Source organism: Streptomyces netropsis, assembly GCF_014203545.1.
Lineage (GTDB): Bacteria > Actinomycetota > Actinomycetes > Streptomycetales > Streptomycetaceae > Streptomyces > Streptomyces netropsis.
Genome location: NZ_JACHJG010000017.1, coordinates 72,908 through 95,280, shown reverse-complemented (window position 1 = coordinate 95,280; position 22,373 = coordinate 72,908). Strand labels below are relative to the sequence as shown.

Here is a 22,373-nt window from a genome sequence, read left to right as displayed (position 1 = left end):
ACAACCGGCCGGAACAACCGGCCGCAACAGCAGACCGGATCAACTGACCGATCAACTGACCGGATCGAGGAGTTCGTCGAAAGCGCGCGACAGCCGGCGCCACTCCTCCGGTCCCGCCTCGTATTCCGCGTCCGTGAGCAGGCACGACTCCAGCAGGGACGTCAGCCCGTCGGTGTCGAGCCCCGGCGAGGTGAAGGTGAGGTGCTGGGTGCGGTCGCCGTGCTCGGGGTGCCAGTCCAGCGAGGCGGCCACCCGGCGGGTGGCGGGCACCATCTCCCAGGCGGCGTCCGGCAGGGCGGCGAGCCACGGCCCGACGTCCTCCACCAGCAGCGCACCGCCCGCCGCCTCCCACGACAGCAGCGTGTCGGGCCGGTCGGCGAGCCAGAACCGCCCCCGGCTGCGAGCCGCGGCGCAGCTCAGGTCCTCCAGCGCCGCGTACAGCCGCCCGGGGTGGAAGGGCCTGCGCCGCTGCCATACGAGCGTGGCGACCCCGTCCGTGTCGGCGGTCTGCGGCAGCAGCGCGCTGGCCGGGTGCTGCCGGGCGGCGGCCGCCTCCACGTCGAAACCGGCGACGGCGGCCGCGGCGAGCTCCACCGAGTCGTTCCGGATGTGCCGGGCGGCCGGGGCGAGTTGGGTGAGCAGCGCGAAGTCGGCGGCGTCGGCCGGCTCGACGTCCTGCCCTTCCGTCACCCGGTTCGCGTCGGCGGCGGGAGCCTTCGGCCCGCCCTCGCCGTCCTCCGTCAGCGCCAGCACGGAGACGTACTCCAGCTGCCGCGCGAAGGTGTCGGCCACCGTGCGCCGGTCGCTCGACGCGGCCGCGAGCCCGAACTCGGCGAGGTCGTCGCCGCAGCCCAGGTAGGGCAGGACGAGGGCGGGGTCGACGGCCGTGAACACTCCGGTCAGCCGGACGTCGTCACCGCCGCAGGCCACGACGACCTCGGCCATGGCCCTGGGCTCGACGGAGTCCCACAGCTCGACGACGGCGAGCCGGCAGTCACCGGCGCGGGCGAGCCGCTCCAGCTCCGGCATCAGGTCCTCGCGCAGGGCGCAGCACGCGCAGTCGTTGACCAGCGGCGTCTCGCCCTCGTCCCGGACTCCGGAGCCGTCTCGCACCGTGCGGCGGACCGTCCCCTCCGCGGCCGTCGCCAGGTCGTGGTGGAGCGCGACGCTGCCCGGCGCGGTGCGCAGGAGCCGGTCGACGGTGGCCCGCCGGGCGTCGGCGTGCAGTCCGCCGACCAGCACCACGGGCAGCGGATGCGGCGCGGTCATCGGCGGCCCTCGCGCTTGCCGTAGCGCCGCTCGAAGCGCTCCACGCGGCCGGCGGTGTCCATCACCCGGGCGGTGCCGGTGTAGAAGGGGTGGCTCGCCGAGGAGATCTCGACGTCGATGACGGGGTAGGTGTTGCCGTCCTCCCACTCGACCGTCTTGTCGCTGGTGGCGGTGGAACGGGTGAGGAAGGCGTAGTTCGCGGCCCGGTCGCGGAAGACGACGGGCCCGTAGGCGGGGTGGATTCCGGGCTTCATGGCGCTCAGCGCTCCTCTCGGAAGGTGACGTGACGGCCGACGACCGGGTCGTACTTCCGCAGTTCCAGGCGGTCGGGGTCATTACGGCGGTTCTTGCGGGTGACGTAGGTGAAGCCGGTCCCGGCGGTGGACCGGAGCTTGATGACGGGGCGTAGCTCGTTGCGGGCCATACGGGCTACTATACAGAAATGGTTTCCATTTTCATTAGGCCCGGGAGGGCCACCCGAGGACCGGAGGTCTGATCCATGTCCGCCCACTGCCAACTCACCGGCCGCAAGCCCGGCTTCGGCAACTCCATCTCCCACTCGCACCGGCGCACCGGCCGCCGCTTCGACCCCAACATCCAGCGCAAGCGCTACTGGCTCGCGAGCGAGGGCCGCCACGTGCGGCTCACGCTGAGCGCGAAGGGCCTCAAGACCGTCGACGTGATCGGCATCGAGGCCGCCGTCGCCCGCATCCGCGCCCGTGGGGGTCGTGTCTGATGGCGAAGAAGAGCAAGATCGCGAAGAACGAACAGCGCCGTCTGACGGTCGCCCGCTACGCGGCCCGCCGAGCCCTGCTCAAGGCGGTCATCCGCAATCCGCACACGCCGGAGGAGGAGCGGCTGGCAGCGCGGAGCGAGCTGCGGCGCCAGCCTCGCGACGCGAGTGCCACGCGCGTACGGAACAGGGACTCGGTTGACGGACGTCCGCGCGGATACCTGCGGACGTTCGGGCTTTCCCGGGTGAATCTGCGCGAGCAGGCGCACGCGGGGTTCCTGCCGGGAGTGCGCAAGTCGAGCTGGTAGGGGTTCGCACTTGCCGTTTCGGCCGCGGGCCGGGCTTGCCGCCTGCGGCGGCGAGCGGCCTGCGGCCGCGTCCTCAATCGCCGGCCGGGCTTGATTTTGACTGCGGGCCGGTCCTGCCGCCTGCGCTGGACGGGCTTGGTTTCGGCTGAGCTCAGCCCATTCCAGCCCGTCCGGCGTTTGAGGACACCGCCGCGCAGCGGTGGTGCGCAGGACACGGCGGACGGCGTCCGGTCATCCGATCCGCCGGACACGGCTAACCACGGCGGATCTCGACCATGAAGCACCCGAACTCCACCGCGCGGACGTGCACCAGCGCCACCTCCGGGTTCGCGAGGACGTCGCGGAGGACCCCGTCCACCTCCGCCGCCCGCTCCTGGGGGAGCTCGATCAGGGTCCCGCCGAGGATGCGGCCCTCCCGGTTGTACGCGCGCAGCACCCGGCGCCCGCCGTGCATCTCTACCGGATAGCCGGGGCCCGAGGTCTGGCCGGCGCAGTCGTCGGCGTGGATGAAGACGGGCCCGCGCTCGTCGTAGGGCCCGGGCTCGGCGCCCGTTTCGGCCGCCCAGCGGCGCAGGGGCGCGTAGGAGACCAGAAGGATCCGCTCGCCCTGCTCGCTGTGCCGCAGGCAGCAGCGCAGGGGGGCGCCGCCTTCCGGGTCGGTGAGGGGCTGCCTGGTCACACCGGCGTCGTCCCGTTCCCGGAGCTCTCGCAAGACGGCCGGGGCGATGGCCCGGGCCTCATAAGTCGTGTCCATGAGCTCAGCATCCGCAGCCCGCCCGGCCGATCGCTGGCGGTCATCGGACGTCGAGCTCAGCGCCCGCCGCCCGTCGGCAGCAGCAACAGCTGGTCGGCGTAGCACCACGCCCAGTCCTCGCCCGGTTCGAAGGAACGGGCGACATCGTGACCGCTCTGCCCACGCGCGTGCGCGCTCGCGTGCCGGTTGGGGGAACTGTCGCAGCAGCCCACATGGCCGCAGGCGAGGCACTCGCGCAGATGCAGCCAGCTGCTGCCGATGCGCAGACAGTCCTCGCAGCCTTCCGTGCTGCTCGGCGTCACCTCGCGGACCTCGCCCAGGTGGGCGCAGTCCCGCCGGGTGGGTTTCCCCTCGACGTCGGCGGCGACCTGCCAGTCCTTCGACTCACTCGGCTCGCTCATGGCTTCGAGCGTAGGCCGGACGGCGGTTGGTCGCACGGCGAAGCACAAGGTCAGCGGCCATTGTCAGACCCCCCTGGCAGACTCACGGACGTGAGATGGGCGGTGGCAGAGGCGGGCGACGGGGGTGTTCGTCTCTGCCCGCTCGACCCTGCGGGCAGACCGGCCGGTCCGGTGGAATCCGCCTCCGATCCGGCCGCCGCCGTGCGTGCCCGGCCGGACGTGGAGCGCTGGGTGTGGCGGTCCACGGCCGAAATGTATCCGCGGTTGCTCGCCGCGGGCGTCCGCGTCCCGCGGTGCTACGACGTGGAGGCCGCCGAGGCGCTGCTGACCGGCCATGCCGAGGGCCAGTCGGGCCAGCCCCGCTCGCTCGCGGCGGCCTGGGCGCGGCTGCGCGGCCTGCCCGTGCCCGCCGATCCGCCCGCCCGCGCGGCCGGTGGCCAGCCGTCCCTCTTCGAGCCGGGCCCGGTTCCGCTGCCCGCGGGCATCGGGCAGCTGGACGCGCTCCTGGAGGTCTACGCCGGGCAGCTGGCCCGCACGGACGCCACCGAGCACCCCGGCAGGATGCGGCTGCTGATCGCCGCCGAGTCGGCGGGGACGCTGGTCGCGGCCGAGATGAACCGAACGGGCATGCCCTGGCGTGCCGACGTGCACCGCGCGCTGCTGTCGGAGCTGCTCGGCGAGCGCCTGCCCGGCGGCCTGGAGCCCCGGCGGCTGACCGAGCTGGCGGAGGAGGTGTCGCGGGCCTTCGGGGGCGGCGTGCGGGTCAGGCCCGATCTGTCGGCCGACATCGTCAAGGCCTTCGCCCGCGAGGGGATCTCCCTGTCCTCCACCCGCGCCTGGGAGCTCAAGGAGATCGACCACCCGGCCGTCGAGCCGTTGTTGCAGTACAAGAAGCTCTACCGCCTGCACACCGCCCACGGCTGGTCCTGGCTCCAGACGTGGGTGCGCGAGGGGCGGTTCCGCGCCGAGTACGTCCCGAGCGGCGCGGTCTCCGGCCGCTGGACCACGAACGGCGGGGGCGCGCTCCAGATCCCGAAGGTCGTCCGGCGCGCGGTCGTCGCCGACCCCGGCTGGCGGCTCGTCGTCGCCGACGCCGACCAGATGGAGCCGCGGATCCTGGCCGCCGTCTCCCGCGACCCGGGGCTGATGGAGGTCGCGGCCGACGAGCGGGACCTCTACGCCGCCCTGTCCGACCGGGCGTTCTCGGGCGACCGCGAGCGGGCCAAGCTCGCCCTGCTCGGCGCGGTCTACGGCCAGACCTCGGGCGACGGCCTCAAGCACCTCGCCGATCTGCGCCGCCGCTTCCCCGCCGCCGTCGCGTACGTCGACGACGCGGCGCGCGCGGGCGAGGCGGGCCGGCTCGTACGGACCTGGCTCGGCCGCACCTGCCCGCCGGCCTCGTCGGCCGCGCCCGAGGAGGCGGGGCTCCCCCAGGAGACCGACGGCACGGGGGAGGGCGGCGGCTACGGCAGCACCCCGGCGAGCCGCGCCCGGGGCCGCTTCACCCGCAACTTCGTCGTCCAGGGCAGCGCCGCCGACTGGGCCCTCGTCCTGCTCGCCGCGCTCCGCCAGGAGCTCGCGGACCTCCGCGCCGAGCTGGTCTTCTTCCAGCACGACGAGGTCATCGTGCACTGCCCCGAGGAGGAGGCGGAGGCCGTCACCGCGGCCATCCGCACCGCCTCGGACCGCGCCGGGGACGCCGTCTTCGACGGCACCCCGGTCCGCTTCCCCTTCACCACGGCGGTCGTGGAGTGCTACGCGGACGCGAAGGAGTAGGGGGCGTCCGGGTGGACCTTCGACTGCCGACCGTCCTTGCCGCCTCTCGCCTGACCGGCGGACCTTCGCCTACCGACCGCCTTTGCCGCCTCTCGCCTGACCGGCGGACCTTCGCCTACCGACCGTCTTTGCCGCCTGCGGCGGCAGGCGCCCTGCGGGCGCGTCCTCACACGCCGGACGGGCTGATGGGGCCGGGCTCATCCCATACCAGCCCGTCCGGCGATTGAGGACACCGCCGCGCAGCGGTGGTGCGGACGGCGCAGCACGGCAGACCGCGGGCCACCCGATCGGACCAGGCCGTCACCCCGACCCTGACAGGACGTCACCCCATGCGGCGCATCCCAACGGGCACTCCCGCGCCACGCCGCGCACGATGACGGCAGAGCCCGCCGCGCACGGCGGAACGCAACCCCTCGGCCCCTTGGGGAGGACCTGCCATGACGTTCGGCCTTGAGCAGCTGCGCCGCTGTAACGTCGCCGTCGACCTCGGTGCGGCCAGAACGCGCGTCTACCTCAAGGACACCGGCCTGGTCGTGGACGAGCCGAGCATCGTCGCGCTCAACACCCACACCGGGTCGCTGATCGCGGTCGGCTCCCTCGCCGACGGCATGGCGGGCCGCACCCCCAAGCACATCCGCGTCGTGCGGCCCATCTCGGGCGGCACGGTCGTCGACATCGACATGGCCCAGCGGATGCTGCGCCACCTCGTGAGCCAGAAGCTGCGCAAGGCCTGGCGGCGCAGTCCCGTGCTGCGGGCCGCCGTCTGCATTCCGCACGACTCCGATCCGCTCGCACAGCGCGCGGCCGTCGAGACGCTGACGGGGATCGGCGCGCGCCGGGTCGAGCTGGTCGACACCCTCATCGCCGCCGCCGTCGGCTGCGGGCTGCCGGTAGAGCAGCCCGAGGCGTCGATGATCGTGGTGTGCGGTGCGGCGTCGACCCAGGTGGCGGTGTTGTCGCTGGGGTCGATCGTGGCCGCCGAGAAGGTGCTCGTGGGCGGGGACGCCATCGACTACGCGGTGGTCCAGCACGTGCGCAACCAGCACGAGCTGATGCTGCCGACCCAGGGGCTGCACCCGCTGCACCTGGCGCTGCGCGCGGTCCCGCCGCCGGAAGGCACGGAGGTGCGCGGCCGGGACGTGGCCACAGGGCTGTCCCGGACCGTCCGGGTGAGCACCGCCCATGTCCGCGAGGCGATCAACACTCCGCTCACCGCCGTGCTCGACGCCATCAGCCGGGTCCTGCGCGAGTGCCCGCCGGACCTGGTGGCGGACCTCGGGGTGCGGGGCCTGACGCTCGCGGGCGGCAGCGCGGTGCTGCCCGGCCTGGACTCCATGATCAGGACCGGCACCGGGATGTCCGTGCAGATCGCGAAGGACCCCGACGTGTGCTCGGTGGCCGGACTGGGCGCGATGATGGAGGGCAAGGTCCAGCCGATGCACCTGGACCCGCTGGAAGTGGACCCCTCCTGACCTGGACCGATTTCCTCTGACACCGACCGTCTTTCCGCCTTCGCCGAAGGCGGTTCGGCCGTGAATCGACGGTGCCATAAATCCAAAGCGCCACCTTGGGAACTTCTTTACCGTCCGGAACAGTTCTCACCAGTGCACCCCTATTTGTTTACGAGGAGATGGCACATGGCGCTCTGGGACCGGCTCAAGGACTCGGCCACCACGATGCAGGGCCAGCTGATGGCGAAGAAGAACGACCTCAAGAGTGGGGCGTTCCGTGACGCGAGCATGGCGATGTGCGCTCTGGTGGCGGCCGCTGACGGTTCGATCGACGCTTCCGAGCGGCAGCGGGTCGCCGCACTCATCGCCACCAACGATGTGCTGAAGAACTTCCCCGCCGACGATTTGCAGGCGCGTTTCAACGACTACTGCCAGAAGCTGACGGTCGATTTCGACTTCGGCAAGGTCAGCGTCATGCAGACCATCGGCAAGGTCCAGAAGAAGCCGGTGGAGGCGCGTGCCGTCGTCCAGATCGGCATTGTCATCGGCGGCGCCGACGGCGACTTCGACAAGACCGAGCAGGCCGTTGTCCGCGAGGTCTGCTACGCGCTCGGCATCAACCCCGCCGAGTTCGACCTCTGAGAAGACCATCGGTCTCCTCGAAGACCGTCGGTCCCTGAGAAGACCTCCGGGATACGCGTGCGCGCTGTGAGACCGGGCGGGCCCGGTCTCACAGCGGCCTGCCCGGTCCCACAGCGGGCGGGGTGACTCACGCCGGCATCGTCACTGTCTCGCGCACCGACCGCTCCCGCTCCCTGCCCGGCTCGGACCAGGTCCCCAGGGCGATCTCGGCGGTGATGCCGGGGCCGAAGCCCGCGATGATGCCCCGGGCGCCGTGGTCGGCGCCGCCGTCCTCGAAGAGCCGGTCGAGGGCGTCGAAGATGACCGCGCTGGCGATGTTGCCGCGCTCGGTCAGCGTGGCCCGGCTGTAGCGGAACATCGTCGGCTGCAGGTCCAGGATCTTGCACAGGTCGTCCAGGATCCGGGGCCCGCCCGCGTGCACGATGTAGAAGTCGAGCCCGGAGACGTCCCAGTCGTAGGGCGCCGCCATGTCCCGCATCGCCGGGGCGAGCATGGACATCGTGCCGGGCACGCGCTTGTCCAGCAGGAAGTGGAAGCCGGTGTCGCGGACCCCGTAGGAGATCCACTCCTCGGTGTCGGGCACCAGGTGCGAGCCGTTGCACTCCAGGCTCACTCCCGTGCCGCCACGGCCGCGCACCACGGCGGCGGCGATGCCGTCCCCGAAGAGCCCGTTCGACAGCAGCGTCCCGACCGCGAGGTCCGTCGGCTGATAGCACAGCGAGCAGAACTCGCAGCAGACGATCAGCACGTTCGACTCGGGATAGGCGATGCAGAAGTCGTGGGCGCGGTTGATGGCCGCCCCGCCGGCGGCACAGCCCAGCTGGGCGATGGGCAGCTGACGGGTGTCGGTGCGGAAGTCCATGTTGTTGATGAGCCAGGCGGTCATCGACGGCATCATGAAGCCGGTGCACGAGACGTACGCGATCATGTCGATGTCGCGGACGTCGAGCTCGGCGTTGGCCAGCGCTCTTCGGACGACCTCGGGGACGCGCGCCTTGGCCTCCTCCTCGTAGAGCGCGTTGCGCGCGGTGAAACCCGGATGCTTCAGGGTCTCCTCGATCGGCTGCACGAGATGGCGGGTTTGCACGCCGGTATTGCCGATGAGTCTCAGGGCGAGATCGAGCTGGGGGTGCCCCGCGTGCAGCGTACGGGCCAGCTCCAGGGTCTCGTCCCTGGTGATCACATGCTCCGGAACGGCGATGGCCGGTCTGCAGAGGGTTGCCACGGAGATCCTCCTACCAGGCGACCGGCGGGGTGACCGTGAGCGGACGACGCCGGATCGATACGGGATTCCACTGCACCTCCCCCACCGGCACGACCAGCCGCGGTTCAGGGGAACGGGTGAGCGGTGTGTCGCCGGCGTCCTGACAGGGCGGGGAGGGAGGGGTGCGTACGACGTCCGTAGTGGTCATCGCAGTACTCCCCTCACGCCCAGAGCCCCGCCGATGGCGCGCCAGCCTATTTGTGACCATGCCGCAATGAACGCCGCGCCACACATCAGAAGGCACAGTTCACCCGGATAGTGGATTTTTCGGAAAGGTTCGAGCAGGGAGCGCCAGACCGTCGTACGAAGCACTGTGCGATCCACGACAACGGCGGACGGCCCGCGGCCGCTCCCGGTCGAACCGGGTTTCGCGGGCCCTACCCCCGCGCGAGGAACCGGTCGATGTCCGCGGCCTCCGCCGCCACCCCGTCCTCGACCCCGGCGGACAGCGCGCCGAACGGGCTGACCATCACCCCGGCCGACCCCTTCACACCACGGCTCCAGGTGCCGACGGCCCAGCCGTCGACGACGATGGACGCACGGATCTGCCCACCACCGGGCCACACCCGCCGCTCGTGCGCGGCCGGTACGGACAGCTCCCTGCTCCGGTACGCCGTCAGGTAGTTGTCGTAGGCGGGCAGCAGCCGGACGTCGCCCTCCTCGGCCGCGTCCTCGGTTTCCCCGTCGGACGTCGCCGCCCAGGCACGCTTGGCGGCCGACGTCGGCAGTCCGGACCAGGTGACGAAGTCCTGCACGTCGGAAGGCCCGTACCCCGCCCGGTAGCGGCGGGCCAGTTCGACGGCGGCGGCCTCGCCCTCCCAAGGCTGCCGGCCTTCGGCGGGCAGCCAGGCGTCGAGCAGCGCGAAGCGGGCACGGGCTGTCGGGCCGTCACCCTCCGGGCCGTAACAGATCTGCCCGGCGAGCGCGGAGCGGCGGATGAGGTGGAAGGCCGCCTGCCCTTGCGTGGGGACTCCGATTCCCCCGAGCCGTTCGGTCAGTTCGGCCCGGGTGAGCGGGCCGTCGGCGGCGATCGCGAGACCGATGACGCGCTCGGCGCGGGCGCACAGCTTCGGGTCGAGGCCGAGTTCACGCAGCCGCCGCTCCCCCGACCGGAGGAACACCGGGCCGAGGAGCTCCAGCAGCCAGCGCACGTCGGAGGCGGCGACCAGGTGCAGCGTGCCGCGCATGAACCAGCCGCGCACCGCCGTCCGGTCCTCCCCCACCGCCCGCCGCACGTCCCCGGCGGTCAGCCCGGCGGACCGGGCCCGCACCCCGAGCGCGGCCGCCGCCGGGTCCTGGGACTGCACACCGACGACCCGCGCCAGCACTTCGGTCACCCCGCCGCAGCGGACACCGCCCCCGATGGCCTGGGCTCGGGCTCGCTGCGCGCGAATGTGTCGCTGTTCTGCCACGACTCGGCAGAGTAGACCGGATCGCGCCCAACCCCTACGCGCACAGCACTACGGAGGGATAACCTCCGTTACTGTCACGCCCTGTACCTGTGTGGATTCGCACCCGGACGACCGACCGAGCGAGGACGACAGCCATGAGCAACGAGAGCACACAGAGCGCCGCGACCGCCGCCGAAGCGGCCCGCCGCTATTACGACACCGATGACGTCGACGCCTTCTACGACGCGGTCTGGGGCGGCGAGGACATCCACACCGGCATCTACGCCCACGAGCACGAACCGGTGGCGAAGGCCTCCCGGCGTACGGTCGAGAAGGCGGCCGACAAGGTCGCCGACCGCCTCGGCCCGGGCAGGACGGTCCTGGACCTGGGCTCGGGGTACGGCGGCCCCACCCGCTATCTGGCGGAACGCTTCAGGGGCCAGGTCGTGGCACTCAACATCAGCGAGAGCCAGAACGAACGGCACCGGCGCACCAATGCCGAGCACGGCCTCGACAACCTCATCCAGGTCGTCACCGGCTCCTTCCAGGACATCCCTTTCCCCGATGCCCACTTCGACGTCGTGTGGTCCCAGGAAGCGTTCTGCCACAGCGGAGACCGCGCAACGCTCCTCCGGGAGGCCACCCGCGTCCTCAAGCCGGGTGGCGACCTGGTCTTCACGGACATCATGGCGGTGGAGGACGCCCCTGCGGAGGCGCTGCGCCCGGTCGTGGCCCGCCTGGAGGTGACCGCCCTCGCGACTCCGTCCTTCTACCGCGAGCAGCTTCGCGAACTCGGCTTTCAGGATGTCGAGTTCGACGACCGCAGCGAGCAGTTGCTCACCCACTACGTCCGGCTGACCGAAGAGACCCGCCGCCGGGCGGCGGAGCTCCAGGACGTGATCAGCCCCGCGTATGTGAAGAGCCTCCTGGAGAACCTGCCCCTCTGGGTCGACGCCTGCCGGAACGACCACCTCCGCTGGGGCGTCTTCCACGCACACCGCCCGGAGTCGTGAGCGCGGGCACGACCCCCATATGCTCGGCGTTTACGCTCGAAGCGGGAAGGCCGGAGGGATCGTGCGACGCGTTGGGAAGGGGCCGCTCAGCCGCACATGGGCACTCGCCGCGGTGCTGATGGTGCTGGGCGGCTCGGCGGGGTGCGGTGGCGAGGGTACGGGGGCGCCCGAGGCGGCACGTTCCAAGGGCGGTGCACAGCGGGAGACGTTCCCTGATCCGGACGTGAGGCTTGATGCGGAGGGGCTGCGGAAGGCGCTGCCGGACCTTCAAGACATGCCGATCGGATGGAAGATCGGTGTGACACCGCTGTCCGTTCGGGAGGTCCCACCGGCCAAGCGGTGCACCGATGGCAACACCCGGAACTGCTTGCCCTGGTCGCGCAGAGGCAGCGTGCAGTACAAGGCACCGGGTGACACCGGCAGCGTGCACATAGATCTCTTCGCATTCCATGACCGCACGACAGCCGGTACCGACTTCAAGTCCGGAACCAGGCCCGGCTCGTACGGGAGCAGGCCGATGTCCATGCCGCCCGTCGGCAACGAGAGCGAAGCCCATGCCCTGCCCCGGGCTCCCTATGCCAGTCCGAGTCTTTCGATCACGGTTCGTGTGGGTACGGCGATGGCCCACATGGTCTATCAGGACGCGGATAAGCAGCCGGACAGTGCGAAGATCCTGCTCTCCCTGGCTCGGATGCAGGCGAAGCGGCTGCTGGAGGTCGAGCAGGGACGGACGCCGACGGCAACCGCCGGCTGAGCCGCCACCGGTGGGTGTGGAGCCCACCGGCGGCAACTCGCCCTACGAAAGGGTCAGATCCGCCGCCGTGCCGACGTACCGGACCGTTTCCGCGTCACTGCCGACGCGCCGCAGTCCGGCCTTCTCCAGCACCCGGCCCGAGGCCGGATTCGAGAGTTCGACGTTGGCGTACACGGTGTCCACGCCGGGTGCGGCCAGAACGAACCCGGCCAGGGCCCGGGTGGCCTCGGCGGCGTAACCGCGACCGCGCCGGGACGGCACGATGCCGTACCCGATCTCGATGGAACGGTCGGCGGGCGGCCAGAACAGCCCTATGGCGCCGACGACCAGGCCGGTCTCCCGCTCGACGATCTGCCGCTGGCCGTACGCCTCCCGCATGCATTCCGGCTGCTCGGCCATGAAACCGGCGATGGCACGGTCACCCTCGGCGGGAAAGTCCTCCGCCCAGCGAGCGAGCCGACGCTCGTCGAGGACGGCGGACAGCTCGTCGGTGGACCACTGCGTCAGCACGAGACGCTCGGTGATCAGATCCGTACCGGTCGGTGAGAAAGAGAAAGACACGCGAAACTCCTGGTTGACTTGAGGGCATGCTGATGAAGGTCGGCGCCAGCCATATTCATCAACCTCCCTTGCCACAGAAGTAGTCACGCACCTCACGCGTGTCCGGAGCCTAGCAAGACCCCACCAGCAGACGCCCTGCCGGGGCTCGAGCTTCGGGATCCGGGCGTCGAGATCCGAGCTCCCTGTCTGTGGAATGGGTGGTGGGTGACAACCCACCCTCCCTCCCAACTGCCGTCCCCACACGCACGGATGACAATTTGTGACCGAGTCGCCACGGCATGCTGTCGCCGTGTAGCGTCCCCCCACAACAGACAACCCCCGCCGGTGCTTGCGACACCGGACGGGGGTTTGACCAACAAGATCTACAGGGGATCTCCTTGGCTGCTGCCAACCTTATCGGCGCACCGCGTCCGCCCGCCATGGCGTCACCCGGTTACGGCAAACGTTCCGCGCCGGACCAAGCACCCCGCCGTCGTGACGACTTCGCACACTTACCCGAACGCGAAGCGTGCATCGCCTCGCACATCGACCGGCTGCCGGACGGCGCCGCCATCGACACGAAGACCCTCGCCGCCACCCTGCCCGCCTACGGCCAACAGGCCGTACGGTCCGGGCTCAACGCCCTCTCGCACGCGGGCCACCTGCGGCGGGTGCGAGAGCAGGTCGGCGAGGGGCGTACGCAGTGGGTGTTCCGTACGTACTTCTCGCGCACCCCGCGCGGTGACGCCTGGTGGGCGTGTTTCCTGGCGGGCGACGTGCCGGACGTCGTCGATTCGCCCGTAGCGGCGGCACCGCGCCCGACGGCCGAGGTTCACCCGGACGAGGAACCGCCGCCCCGCCCGGCGCGAACTGCGCGAACGGCGTGGACCGCGCGAGCGGCGCGCTCGGACGCTTACGAGGCCCTCGCCGCCCTCGGCCGCACCGACGCCCGCTTGACCCTCTCGGCCGCCGAATGCGCCGCCCTGGAGGACCTGGCCGCCGAGTGGCTGGCGCGTGGGGTGACACCGTCGGACTTCGCGCGGACCATCACGGCCGGACTGCCGGACGTGGTCCACTCACCGGGCGCCCTGACCCGCAAACGACTCATCGACAAACTGCCGCCCGAGCCGGTCCGCATCGCGCGGGCCGCGGCCCCCGACGCGCCTCGCCGCCTCATGGAATGCACCGGCTGCGGCACGCCCGGCCGCCCGGAGGCCCTGCCCGGCGGCCTCTGCCGCCCCTGCCGTGGCGACCTGTCCGACGAACCGCTCGGCGCGACGGAAGTCGAGATCCATGCCCGGATCGAGCGGCTGCGCGCGACCCTCCGCACACGCGAAAGGAGAAGGACATGACCATCCTGCAGGACGCACCACCCGATGTCGGGGCACCATTGAGGGGAGGAGGCGACACCATGACCCCCAGCGCTGCCGACCGGCCCCAAATGTCCGTCACCGAGTTCGAGGAGCTCGCCCGCACGTCGCCGGAGACCGTGCGGCTGGAGTTCATCAGCGGAAAGCTGGAGGTCAAGCCCGTGCCGGACGGCAGTCACGGAGCGATCGTCATGTGGCTGCTCAAGCAGTGCATGCAGCAGCGGCCCGAGCTGGCGCTGTACCCGGAACAGGGGCTGAAGGTCGAGGCCTACTGCAAGGGCCGAGCCATCCCGGACGGCTGTCTCGCGCCCGAGGACCACTTCGTGGGCCAAGGGAAATGGGCCAGTCCCGAAGGCGTACTGATGACCGTCGAGGTCACGTCGCACGACCCGGACACCGACCGCCGGGACCGCAGGGAGAAGCGGGACGGATACGCCGCAGCAGACATCCCGATCTACCTCCTCGTCGACCGTGACGCCTGCGAAGTCGTCGTCTACAGCCAGCCGGAAGCCGGCAAGTACCGGAACCGGCGGACCTATCCGTACGGCGAAACCGCGAAGATCCCCGAGCCTGTCGGGATCAACCTGGATACCGAGAGGTTCAAGAACTACGCCCGCTGACGGCGGGATCCTGCATCCAGGAGCCCGGATCAGTCACGCCGACCCGGGCTCAGGCCCTCCCACCCTCACTTACCTCCGCAACAACTCCGCAGCGATGAACGACAGTTCCAACGCCTGGCTCCGGTTCAAGCGCGGGTCGCAGGCCGTCTCGTAGCGGTCCGACAGATTTCCGTCCAGGACCTCCGACGTGGTGCCGCCCAGGCACTCCGTGACGTCCTCGCCGGTGAGCTCCAGGTGCACACCGCCCGGGTGGGTGCCCGCCGCGCGGTGGACCTCGATGAAACCGCGCAGTTCGTCGACGATGTCGTCGAAACGTCGTGTCTTGACGCCGCGGCTGCCCGTGATCGTGTTGCCGTGCATCGGGTCGCAGATCCACAGCACCGGGTAGCCGGCGTCCCGGACCGCGCGGACCAGGGGCGGCAGGGCCTCGCGGATGCGGCCCGCGCCCATGCGGGTGATGAGCGTGAGGCGGCCCGGGTCGCGGGTCGGGTCGAGGCGGTGGCAGAGGGCGAGGAGGTCGTCCGGCTCCATGGTCGGGCCGACCTTCACGCCGATCGGGTTGTCGATGCCGGCGGCGAATTCGACGTGCGCGCCGTCCAGTTGACGGGTGCGCTCGCCGATCCACACCATGTGGGCCGAGGCGTCGTGCCAGGCCGATCCGCTGTGGTCCCAGCGGGTCAGGGCCTGCTCGTAGGGAAGGATCAGGGCCTCGTGCGAGGTGAAGAAGTCGAAGCCGTGCTGCTCCGGCGCGGCGGGCTGGTTGCCGGGGCGCGAGGCGAGATAGCGCAGGACGTGGTCCATGTCGTCGAGCAGGGCGACGTGGCGCGGGTCGGCGGCGGCCGCCCCGACGTGCTCGCGGTTCCAGGCGTGCACCTCGTCCAGCGTCGCGAAACCGTCCGCGGTGAACATGCGCAGCAGGTTCAGGCTGGAAGCGGACCGGTAGTAGGCGTACAGCAGCCGGTCGGGGTCGGGGCGGCGGGCCTCGGGCGTGGGTGCGCTGCCGTTGACCATCTCGCCGCGGTAGCTGGGCAGGAGCAAGGGGCCGGACGGGCCGTCGACGGGCTCGAACGGGTTGGAGCGCGGCTTGGCCATCTGGCCGGCGATGCGGCCCACCTTGACCACGGGCAGCCCGCTGCCGAAGGCGAGGACGGTGGACATCTGAAGGATGACCTTGACCTTGTTGTAAACGGCGTCGGCGTGGAAGGAGCCGGTGGACTCCGCGCAGTCACCGGCCTGGAGGAGAAAGCCGTCGCCCAAGGCCGCCGCGCCGAGGGCGGCGCGTAACCGGGCGCTCTCCGCCGCGCTGACCAGCGGCGGGAGGAGGGCGAGCTGGTCGACGACGGAGTCGAGGGCGGCGGTGTCGGGCCATTCGGGCTGCTGGGCGGCCGGGTGTTCCTGCCAGGAGCCGGGGCTCCAGCCGGCCCCGGTGGTGGGGGTGGACGGTGTGCCGAAAGGGTTCGATACGAAGGTGAACGCGGTCATGATCCGGTATCCGTTTCCTGTGGGGCGGTTGCCATGTCCAGGGACCCGACCCGCCCGTCAGCCTTTCCGGTCGGCGCCGCGCGCGACGATCCTCATGCGCACGGTCACCACGTGCTCCCCGACGGCGTCGATCACATCGCCGCGCACCCCGAGGATGTCGCTGCCGCCCAGCGACCCGGCCGACTCGACGGTCGTGACGACCGACACCCGGTCGCCCGCCCGCATCGGACGGGTGTAGTCGAACCGCTGGTCGCTGTGGACCACGCGGCTGAAGTCGAGACCCAGCTCGGGGTCCTGGACGACCTGGTCGGCGGCCCGGTGGGCGATGGTGAAGGGGAAGGTCGGCGGGGCGATCACGTCGTCGTGGCCGAGGGCACGGGCGGCGACGGGGTCGGTGTAGGCGGGGTGGAGGTCGCCCACGGCCTCGGCGAACTCGCGGATCTTCTCGCGGCTCACCTCGTACGGGGGCGTGGGCGGGTAGGTACGGCCGATGAAGGAGGGGTCCAGGGGCATCTCAGGCGCTCCGGTGGTGAAGGTGTGGCAGTGGGGTGGCGGCGGCCAGCCACTCGGCCTGCCAGGCGGCGGCCAGCCGGGGCGGGCCGGGCCGCACGTCGGAACCCACCCAGCAGGTGACCGGGCGGATGCCGTGCAGGGCGTTGGTGAACCACGCCTCGCGGCCGGCCAGGTCGGTCGGCACGGCGCGGCGCAGGCGCACCGGGATGCCCCGCTCGGCGGCCAGCTTCAGCACCCAGGCGCTGGTGACGCCGGGCAGGACGCGCAGCGTGGGGTCGACGGCACAGAGTGCGTCGCCGTCCCACCACAGGAGGTTGGCGGTGGCGCCCTCCAGGACCAGGCCGGAGGGGGTGGTGAGCAGCGCCTCGTTCGCCCCGGCCGCGATCGCGGCGGCCCGCAGCTCGCCGAGGTGGTCGAGGTCCGGCCCCTTGCGGCGGGGCAGCGTCCGCTGATCGCTCCGCCCGGAGATCCACACCTGTACGGAGCGGGTGCGGGCGGGGGCGGGGCGGACGCGGAACTGGAGCCGTGTCCCGTCCCCGTCCGCCACCAGCTCCGCCCTCGGGAACCACTCCCCCGTGGCGGGCAGCCGGCTCAGCGCCGCGTCCCAGAACCTGTCCACCTCCTCGGCGGACGGGCCGCCGGCCTCGGCGCAGGCGGCCGCGAACCGCCGCCGGTGGCCCTCGACGGCGCGGGCCGCGCCGTCCTGGACGAGCCAGGAATCGGCGGCCAGCAGCCGGGAGGCGACGGGGGGCCTCTCCTCCGTCAGCCGCCCCGAGGGCCCGGCGACGAACACGGTCGGCGTTGCTGTCGTGGTCATCGCAGACCGGGCGTCTCGAGGGCCCGCTCGGGGAACGTCGCCCCGAGCAGCCGCAGGATCGGGGTGGCCTTGACGGCGGTCTCCTCGTACTCCTCCTCGGGGTCGGAGAGCGCGGTGATCGCGCCGCCGACGCCGTAGCGGACCCGGTCGGGTGTGATGACGGTGGTGCGGATGGCGATGCTCAGATCGGCGGCGCCGTTGAGGGAGAAGTAGCCGATCGCGCCGGAGTAGACGCCGCGCGGGCCCGCCTCCAGGTCGTCGATGATCTGCATGGTGCGGATCTTGGGGGCGCCGGTCATCGAGCCGCCGGGGAAGGCGTTCCGCACGCAGTCCACCGCCGAGCTGTCGGCCTTGAGCCGGGCGCGGACGGTGCTGACGAGCTGGTGCACGGTCGCGTAGCTCTCGATGTCGAACATCTTGTGCACCGAGACCGAGCCGACCTCCGCGCACCGGCCGAGGTCGTTGCGGACCAGGTCGACGATCATCAGGTTCTCGGCGCGGTCCTTCTCGCTGGCCCGCAGGTCCTCGGTCAGGGCCTGGTCCTCGGCGGGCGTGACACCGCGCGGGCGGGTGCCCTTGATGGGCTTGGACTCGGCGACCTTGTGCCGGTCGATGCGCAGGAACCGCTCGGGCGAGGTGCTCAGTACGGACAGCGCGCCGAAGTTCAGCAGTGCGGCGAAGGGCGCGGGGGACGTGCGGCGCAGGAAGCGGTAGCTGTCCCAGGGGTCGATCGAGCCCTCGGCGTCGATCATGTTGGTGAGGCAGACCTCGTAGGTCTCGCCGGCGTTGATCGCCTCCTGGCAGGCGCCGATCAGGTCGAGGTAGGCGCGCCGGTCGTGGCGCAGGCTCACCTCGAGCGAGGCGCCCGGATCGGCCGGCGTGGCGTCGGCGCCGAGGCCCGTGAGGCGGCCCAGCCGCTCGGCCGTGGCGTCCAGCCAGGTACGGGCCTGGGTGTCGTCGTCGGCGGGGGCGAGGGCGAGGAGGTGGGTGGTGGAGGTGGCGTGGTCGAACACCACCGCGCGGTCGGCGAAGATCAGGGCGCCGTCGGGGTTGGGCGAGGAGTGGGCGGCGCTGCCGCCGCACTCGGCCTTCAGCTCGTAGCCCAGGTAGCCGACCCAGCCGAGGGCGAACTCGAAGGGCAGCGCGGGCACCTCGACGCGGCGCGCGCGCAGATCGGCGTCCAGCCAGTCCAGGAACGGGGTGCTCAGCACCTCGGTGGTGCCGTCGGACTTCTGCCGGGTCACGGTGCAGTTCTCGACGTCGGCGAGCACCACCTCGGCCAGCGGGCCGGTGGCATCACCCATGACGGAGAACCGGCCGAGCCGGTCGTCGGGACGGCTGCTGTCGAGCCAGTAGGCGTGCGGGGCGGCACGGAAGAGGTGGTCGTAGGCCACCTCGGGGTCCCACTGGGTGGGCAGGGCGGTGGTGTGCACACGGAAGTGCGGCACGGGTGCGGCCTCCGGGACGGAGGTACCGGCTCCGGTGGTGCGGCCCACGGTTGCGGCCGAGGGCTTGGCGCGGCGGCGCCCCGGGAGCCCGTGACGCTCGGCCAACTGCGCGAAGTTGGCGAGTAGTTGATGGCCGTGCTCGGTGCATATGGACTCCGGATGGAACTGCACGCCCCACTGCGGGCGGGTACGGTGCCGCAGCCCCATCAGGATCCCGTCCGGCGTCCAGGCCGTCGCCTCCAGCCCGTCGGGCAGGGCGCTGACGGCCAGCGAGTGGTAGCGCACCACCTCGAACGGCGAGGGCAGCCCGGCGAACAGGTCCGTACCGTCGTGGAGCACCGGCGAGGACCTGCCGTGCCGGGGCTCGGGAGCACGCTCCACCGTGCCGCCGTGCACATGCGCCAGGCCCTGGTGCCCCAGGCAGACGCCGAGCAGCGGCACTTCGGAGTCGCGGATGATGTCGCGGCAGATCCCGAAGTCCCCCTCCCGCTCGGGGGTGCCCGGCCCCGGGGAAATGATGACGCCGTCGAACTCCGCCAGGTGCTCAGGCCGCCACAGCGGATCGTCGTTGGTGACCACGACGGGTTCGTAACCCGTGGCCTGCGCGACGTAGTGGGCAAGGTTGTAGGTGAACGAGTCGTAATTGTCCACGATGAGCGTACGCATGCAAGGACTCTCCCTGGATGAATCAGCGGGCCGAATCAAGGCCAAGACATCAATGGCGGAGCCGACCTTCGGCCGACTATTCCCAGCGCAAAAAAATAATTCACACGAAATTAACGGTGACAACATGGGCGCCGAATTGGACGGGCCACCCGGAAGACGACCGTCCGGCAACATGACGGGACACGGCCACAATGGATCGCGCAGATCACATCCAGGTGAAAACAGAGCTTGCATATTCCGTTTCGCCGACCCGGGTGACCCTCATGGCCCGGCGCGCCGCCCCACCCGCCGGCCCCGAACTTCTCGCTGCTCGCTACTCGTGAACATGGCCCTCATACCCCCGTACCACGGCACTGTCCAAGCGGAGTTGACCCTCAACCGCCCACGCCCCACGACGGGGCCCCGGCAGTGACGGGAAATCAACCTAGCAACATCCGCAGGATGTTTGCCCTAATGTGACGCACGTCATTTGATCGATAGCGTCTTGCCAGGAACGATGGCATGTTTCCAGTCGGGACGGCCAAATCCCGACGTATTACGGATGGATAACGGGGGGTTACCGGGGGTGCTCTCGGACAGTTGTTGCGCACTCGCGAGGCCGCGTCTACGGTGGCTTTCGTGTACGGGGGCAACCGTGGCCGGGTGGCGCGGCGTCATAGATCGAGACGGGGGAAGACGGCTCGATCCCGCAAGACGCAGGCGCACCTTCGATAATTCACTCGCGTAAGTCGCCAGCCTCCGTGCAACCTTCTGTGCGGCCCGGCAACGGGCGCCCGCCGGTGCGGGCTTCACACTCTGGAGCATCGATGTATCACGGGGCAGCAACGCAGTTACCCGGCGCCACGACCGGCGCCGACTGGGTCGACGACACCTTATTGAGCGGCTCCTCGGACGACGTCTGCCTCGTCCTCGACCGCGAGATCGACCGCAGCACCCTCCGCCGCGCCGTGCGTGACTGCGAAGCGACCCTCACCCAGGCCGGGTTGAGGGCCGGGGGCACGGCCGCCCTCCGGCTGCCGCCCTCGCTGGCGTACGTGGTCCACCTCCTCGCGGTCTGGCGGCTCGGCGCCCAGGCGGCGCTGCTGGACCACCGGCTCACCGCCCCCGAGACCGAGCGCGCGCTGGAGACCGCGGCGCCCCAACTCCTGATCTCCACCGCGAAGTCCGCCGGTGCGCTGCGCGGCTTCCACCAAGTGGACGTGGACCTCACGCCGTACCCGGGCCGCCCCGCCGCGACCGGCCATCTGCTCCTCCAGCTCAGCTCCGGGACGACCGGCCCGTCGAAGGCCATCGGCCGCACGGCCGCGAGCCTGACCGCCGAGCTCGACAGCTACGCACGGATCGACGGCATGCCGGGGCCCGGCGGGCGGCTGGTCGCCCTCAGCTCGCTCACCCACACCTACGGCCTCATCGGGGGGCTGCTGCACAGCCTCCACAACAACGTCCGTTTCACCCTGCCCGCCCGCACCACCCCCGCCGGGGTCATGGACACCGTCCTCGCGCACCCCGCCCCGACCCTGCTCATGGGCGTGCCCGCGCAGTTCACCCTGCTGGGGTCGGTGGCCGAGCCGCCGCGCATGCCCCAGCTCGTCCAGGCCCTGTCGGGCGGCGGCCGGACCCGTCCGCAGCTCGCCGCCACCTTCGCCGACCGGTTCAGCGCCCCGCTCGGCGACTGCTACGGCATGACCGAGACGGGCGTCATCGCCACCGACATGAGCGGCGCGATGCGCCCGGCGACCGGCTGGGCCGCCCCGGGGGTCCGGGTCCGCGTCGACGAAGGCGAACTCCTCGTCGCCGCACCCGAATCCCCCTACCTCGCCGACCACATCGGCGACCGGCCGTCGGGCCGCTGGGCCGACGGCTGGCTGCGCACGCGCGACGCCGGCGAGATGGACGACGTCACCGGCCTGATCACCGTGCGCGGCCGACTCGACTCCCAGGTCTCCGTCCGGGGGCTGAAGGTGGACCTGAGCGAGGTCGAGGACACCCTCACCGCCCTGCCGGGTGTGCGGGAGGCCGTCGTCCTGTACGGCGACGGGATCAACGCCTACGTGGAGCTGGAGGCCGCGACCACGCTCGACGGGATCGAGGAGGCGCTCGGCCGGAAGCTCGCCGACTTCAAGCTGCCGCGCCGCTGGTACGTCATGCCGAAGCTGCCCCGCACGGTGACGGGCAAGCCACTGCACGACCAGGACGCCCTGCGGGCGGCCGCGGAGCGGGACGGGTACACACGATGAAACACACGGGGGGCAAGGCGTGTTCGGGGGGCTGTACGGAATCCCGTTGCACGGGGGCGGGTTGCACGTGGTCACGTGGCACGGCATCACGTTCCACGGGGCCCGGTTTCACGGGGACGCGTGGCACGGGGGCGCGTTTGACGGGGGCGCGTTTGACGGGATCAAGGCGTCGGGTCGGGGCCCGTCAGCACGACCGGCGCGCCTGTCGCGGCGGGTCCGGCGGCGGCGACGGCCAGCAGGTACCCGCCGGGTATCCGGGGGGCGGCCGTACTCATTCCCGGATCGCCCGGGACGGGTGCCAGCACGGGCGACCGGGCGAGGCGAGGGGCATCCGTCCACGGGTCAGCGTCCGTCCACGGCAGTCCGTCCGTCCACGACAGCCCGTCCGGGTGCAGCAGCCCGTCAGGCTGCGACAGCCCGTCCGACCACGACGAACCCGCCGGGTACGGCACCGGACGGCGCAGTCCGCCGTCGGATAGCCCCAGGCCGCGCACCTTCCCGATGGCCTCCTTGTGGGTCCACAGCCACAGGAAGGCAGCGGGCTGCTCCAGGGCCGGGCGGTCCGCGAGCCACCGGGCCTCGGCCGCCGAGAACCAACGGCGGCCCAGCGCCACGGCCGGCAGCGGACGCAGGCGTTCGACATCCACTCCCACCGGGCCCAGCCGGCTCAGCGCCACAGCCACCACACCGGCGCAATGGCTGACGCTCACGTGCAGCCCCTCGGCCGCGCCGCCCAGCCGGGGACGGCCCCCGGGCTCCCGCCCGATCCGTATCTCCCCCGGTGGCACCCGCAGGACGTCCGCCGCCGCCTCCCGCACCAGCGGGGCGCTGTCCGGCCGCCGCTCCCGGCTGTGCGTCAGCCGGACGACGACCACATCGCCCGGGCCGACCGGCTCCGGGGCCTCCGACACGACCTCACTCATA

Annotated in this window: 23 protein-coding genes; 10 read left to right on the top strand and 13 right to left on the bottom strand. The window is 71.5% G+C overall.

What is annotated here, in order from left to right; translation table 11 throughout:
* Positions 1 to 51: 51 nt before the first annotated feature.
* The 3 genes from FHS38_RS30790 to rpmG are packed head-to-tail and all read right to left on the bottom strand — an operon-like array spanning position 52 to position 1,693.
* Positions 52 to 1,269 (bottom strand): CobW family GTP-binding protein, encoded by a 1,218-nt coding sequence (locus tag FHS38_RS30790; RefSeq protein ID WP_184739196.1) that lies wholly within the window; start codon positions 1,267 to 1,269, stop codon positions 52 to 54.
* Positions 1,266 to 1,523, bottom strand: coding sequence for a type B 50S ribosomal protein L31 (locus tag FHS38_RS30785; protein WP_130878324.1), 258 nt, complete (start codon positions 1,521 to 1,523; stop codon positions 1,266 to 1,268). Before FHS38_RS30785 ends, FHS38_RS30790 begins: the two co-directional genes overlap by 4 nt.
* Before the next feature lie 5 nt (positions 1,524 to 1,528).
* Positions 1,529 to 1,693 carry a 50S ribosomal protein L33 gene (gene rpmG / locus FHS38_RS30780; protein WP_130878325.1) on the bottom strand — a complete coding sequence of 55 codons (165 nt, stop codon included), beginning with the start codon at positions 1,691 to 1,693 and terminating at the stop codon, positions 1,529 to 1,531.
* 75 nt (positions 1,694 to 1,768) lie between these two features.
* Here rpmG and rpmB point away from each other — a divergent pair, with 75 nt between their 5' ends.
* Entirely contained in the window at positions 1,769 to 2,005 is a 237-nt protein-coding gene (rpmB, locus tag FHS38_RS30775) for a 50S ribosomal protein L28 (protein WP_184739194.1), read from the top strand.
* Entirely contained in the window at positions 2,005 to 2,310 is a 306-nt protein-coding gene (rpsN, locus tag FHS38_RS30770) for a 30S ribosomal protein S14 (protein ID WP_184739192.1), read from the top strand. The genes rpmB and rpsN overlap by 1 nt, the downstream gene beginning before the upstream one ends.
* A 253-nt stretch (positions 2,311 to 2,563) precedes the next feature.
* Here rpsN and FHS38_RS30765 read toward each other — a convergent pair whose 3' ends face one another.
* Positions 2,564 to 3,064 (bottom strand): DUF1203 domain-containing protein, encoded by a 501-nt coding sequence (locus FHS38_RS30765; protein WP_184739190.1) that lies wholly within the window; start codon positions 3,062 to 3,064, stop codon positions 2,564 to 2,566.
* Positions 3,065 to 3,120: 56 nt separating this feature from the next.
* Positions 3,121 to 3,465 (bottom strand): UBP-type zinc finger domain-containing protein, encoded by a 345-nt coding sequence (locus FHS38_RS30760; protein WP_184739188.1) that lies wholly within the window; start codon positions 3,463 to 3,465, stop codon positions 3,121 to 3,123.
* A 90-nt stretch (positions 3,466 to 3,555) separates the two neighbouring features.
* Between FHS38_RS30760 and FHS38_RS30755 the strand changes: the two genes are divergently transcribed.
* The 3 genes from FHS38_RS30755 to FHS38_RS30745 all read left to right on the top strand — a co-directional run bounded on the left by FHS38_RS30755 (position 3,556) and on the right by FHS38_RS30745 (position 7,334).
* On the top strand, positions 3,556 to 5,241 hold the full coding sequence (locus FHS38_RS30755; RefSeq protein ID WP_184739186.1) for a bifunctional 3'-5' exonuclease/DNA polymerase: 1,686 nt from the start codon (positions 3,556 to 3,558) through the stop codon (positions 5,239 to 5,241).
* 437 nt (positions 5,242 to 5,678) lie between these two features.
* Positions 5,679 to 6,713 (top strand): rod shape-determining protein, encoded by a 1,035-nt coding sequence (locus tag FHS38_RS30750; RefSeq protein WP_184739184.1) that lies wholly within the window; start codon positions 5,679 to 5,681, stop codon positions 6,711 to 6,713.
* Between the two features lie 165 nt (positions 6,714 to 6,878).
* Positions 6,879 to 7,334, top strand: a complete 456-nt coding sequence (locus FHS38_RS30745) for a tellurite resistance TerB family protein (RefSeq protein ID WP_184739182.1) — start codon at positions 6,879 to 6,881, stop codon at positions 7,332 to 7,334.
* 127 nt (positions 7,335 to 7,461) lie between these two features.
* Here the strand turns inward: FHS38_RS30745 and FHS38_RS30740 are convergent, their stop codons facing one another.
* Together FHS38_RS30740 and FHS38_RS30735 are read right to left on the bottom strand one after the other, a co-directional pair.
* Positions 7,462 to 8,559 carry a type III polyketide synthase gene (locus FHS38_RS30740; protein WP_184739180.1) on the bottom strand — a complete coding sequence of 366 codons (1,098 nt, stop codon included), beginning with the start codon at positions 8,557 to 8,559 and terminating at the stop codon, positions 7,462 to 7,464.
* 416 nt (positions 8,560 to 8,975) lie between these two features.
* Entirely contained in the window at positions 8,976 to 10,010 is a 1,035-nt protein-coding gene (locus FHS38_RS30735) for a winged helix DNA-binding domain-containing protein (protein WP_184739178.1), read from the bottom strand.
* A 134-nt stretch (positions 10,011 to 10,144) separates the two neighbouring features.
* Here FHS38_RS30735 and FHS38_RS30730 point away from each other — a divergent pair, with 134 nt between their 5' ends.
* Together FHS38_RS30730 and FHS38_RS30725 are read left to right on the top strand one after the other, a co-directional pair.
* Positions 10,145 to 11,002, top strand: coding sequence for an SAM-dependent methyltransferase (locus tag FHS38_RS30730; RefSeq protein ID WP_184739176.1), 858 nt, complete (start codon positions 10,145 to 10,147; stop codon positions 11,000 to 11,002).
* A gap of 112 nt (positions 11,003 to 11,114) precedes the next feature.
* A complete protein-coding gene (locus FHS38_RS30725; protein WP_184739174.1) occupies positions 11,115 to 11,756 on the top strand; it encodes a hypothetical protein in 642 nt (213 codons plus the stop codon).
* 42 nt (positions 11,757 to 11,798) lie between these two features.
* On the opposite strand, the gene FHS38_RS30720 is transcribed toward FHS38_RS30725, so the two are convergent.
* On the bottom strand, positions 11,799 to 12,317 hold the full coding sequence (locus tag FHS38_RS30720) for a GNAT family N-acetyltransferase (protein WP_184739173.1): 519 nt from the start codon (positions 12,315 to 12,317) through the stop codon (positions 11,799 to 11,801).
* Between the two features lie 377 nt (positions 12,318 to 12,694).
* Here FHS38_RS30720 and FHS38_RS30715 point away from each other — a divergent pair, with 377 nt between their 5' ends.
* A complete protein-coding gene (locus FHS38_RS30715; RefSeq protein ID WP_229822822.1) occupies positions 12,695 to 13,648 on the top strand; it encodes a hypothetical protein in 954 nt (317 codons plus the stop codon).
* A gap of 59 nt (positions 13,649 to 13,707) precedes the next feature.
* On the top strand, positions 13,708 to 14,286 hold the full coding sequence (locus FHS38_RS30710) for a Uma2 family endonuclease (protein WP_184739171.1): 579 nt from the start codon (positions 13,708 to 13,710) through the stop codon (positions 14,284 to 14,286).
* A 69-nt stretch (positions 14,287 to 14,355) separates the two neighbouring features.
* Here the strand turns inward: FHS38_RS30710 and FHS38_RS30705 are convergent, their stop codons facing one another.
* Genes FHS38_RS30705 through pabB form a run of 4 tightly spaced genes read right to left on the bottom strand, consistent with a single transcriptional unit; the run spans position 14,356 to position 19,212 of the window.
* A complete protein-coding gene (locus FHS38_RS30705; protein ID WP_184739169.1) occupies positions 14,356 to 15,768 on the bottom strand; it encodes a class II 3-deoxy-7-phosphoheptulonate synthase in 1,413 nt (470 codons plus the stop codon).
* 57 nt (positions 15,769 to 15,825) lie between these two features.
* Positions 15,826 to 16,281 carry a MaoC family dehydratase N-terminal domain-containing protein gene (locus FHS38_RS30700; RefSeq protein WP_184739167.1) on the bottom strand — a complete coding sequence of 152 codons (456 nt, stop codon included), beginning with the start codon at positions 16,279 to 16,281 and terminating at the stop codon, positions 15,826 to 15,828.
* A 1-nt stretch (position 16,282) separates the two neighbouring features.
* A complete protein-coding gene (locus FHS38_RS30695) occupies positions 16,283 to 17,098 on the bottom strand; it encodes an aminotransferase class IV (RefSeq protein ID WP_184739165.1) in 816 nt (271 codons plus the stop codon).
* The gene (gene pabB / locus FHS38_RS30690) at positions 17,095 to 19,212 is read right to left on the bottom strand and encodes an aminodeoxychorismate synthase component I (protein WP_184739163.1); all 2,118 of its coding nucleotides are present in this window, start codon (positions 19,210 to 19,212) and stop codon (positions 17,095 to 17,097) included. Before pabB ends, FHS38_RS30695 begins: the two co-directional genes overlap by 4 nt.
* 806 nt (positions 19,213 to 20,018) lie before the next feature.
* Between pabB and FHS38_RS30685 the strand changes: the two genes are divergently transcribed.
* Positions 20,019 to 21,449 (top strand): class I adenylate-forming enzyme family protein, encoded by a 1,431-nt coding sequence (locus tag FHS38_RS30685; protein ID WP_184739160.1) that lies wholly within the window; start codon positions 20,019 to 20,021, stop codon positions 21,447 to 21,449.
* A 161-nt stretch (positions 21,450 to 21,610) separates the two neighbouring features.
* Here FHS38_RS30685 and FHS38_RS30680 read toward each other — a convergent pair whose 3' ends face one another.
* Positions 21,611 to 22,372 carry a 4'-phosphopantetheinyl transferase family protein gene (locus tag FHS38_RS30680; RefSeq protein WP_184739158.1) on the bottom strand — a complete coding sequence of 254 codons (762 nt, stop codon included), beginning with the start codon at positions 22,370 to 22,372 and terminating at the stop codon, positions 21,611 to 21,613.
* Position 22,373 lies beyond the last annotated feature (1 nt).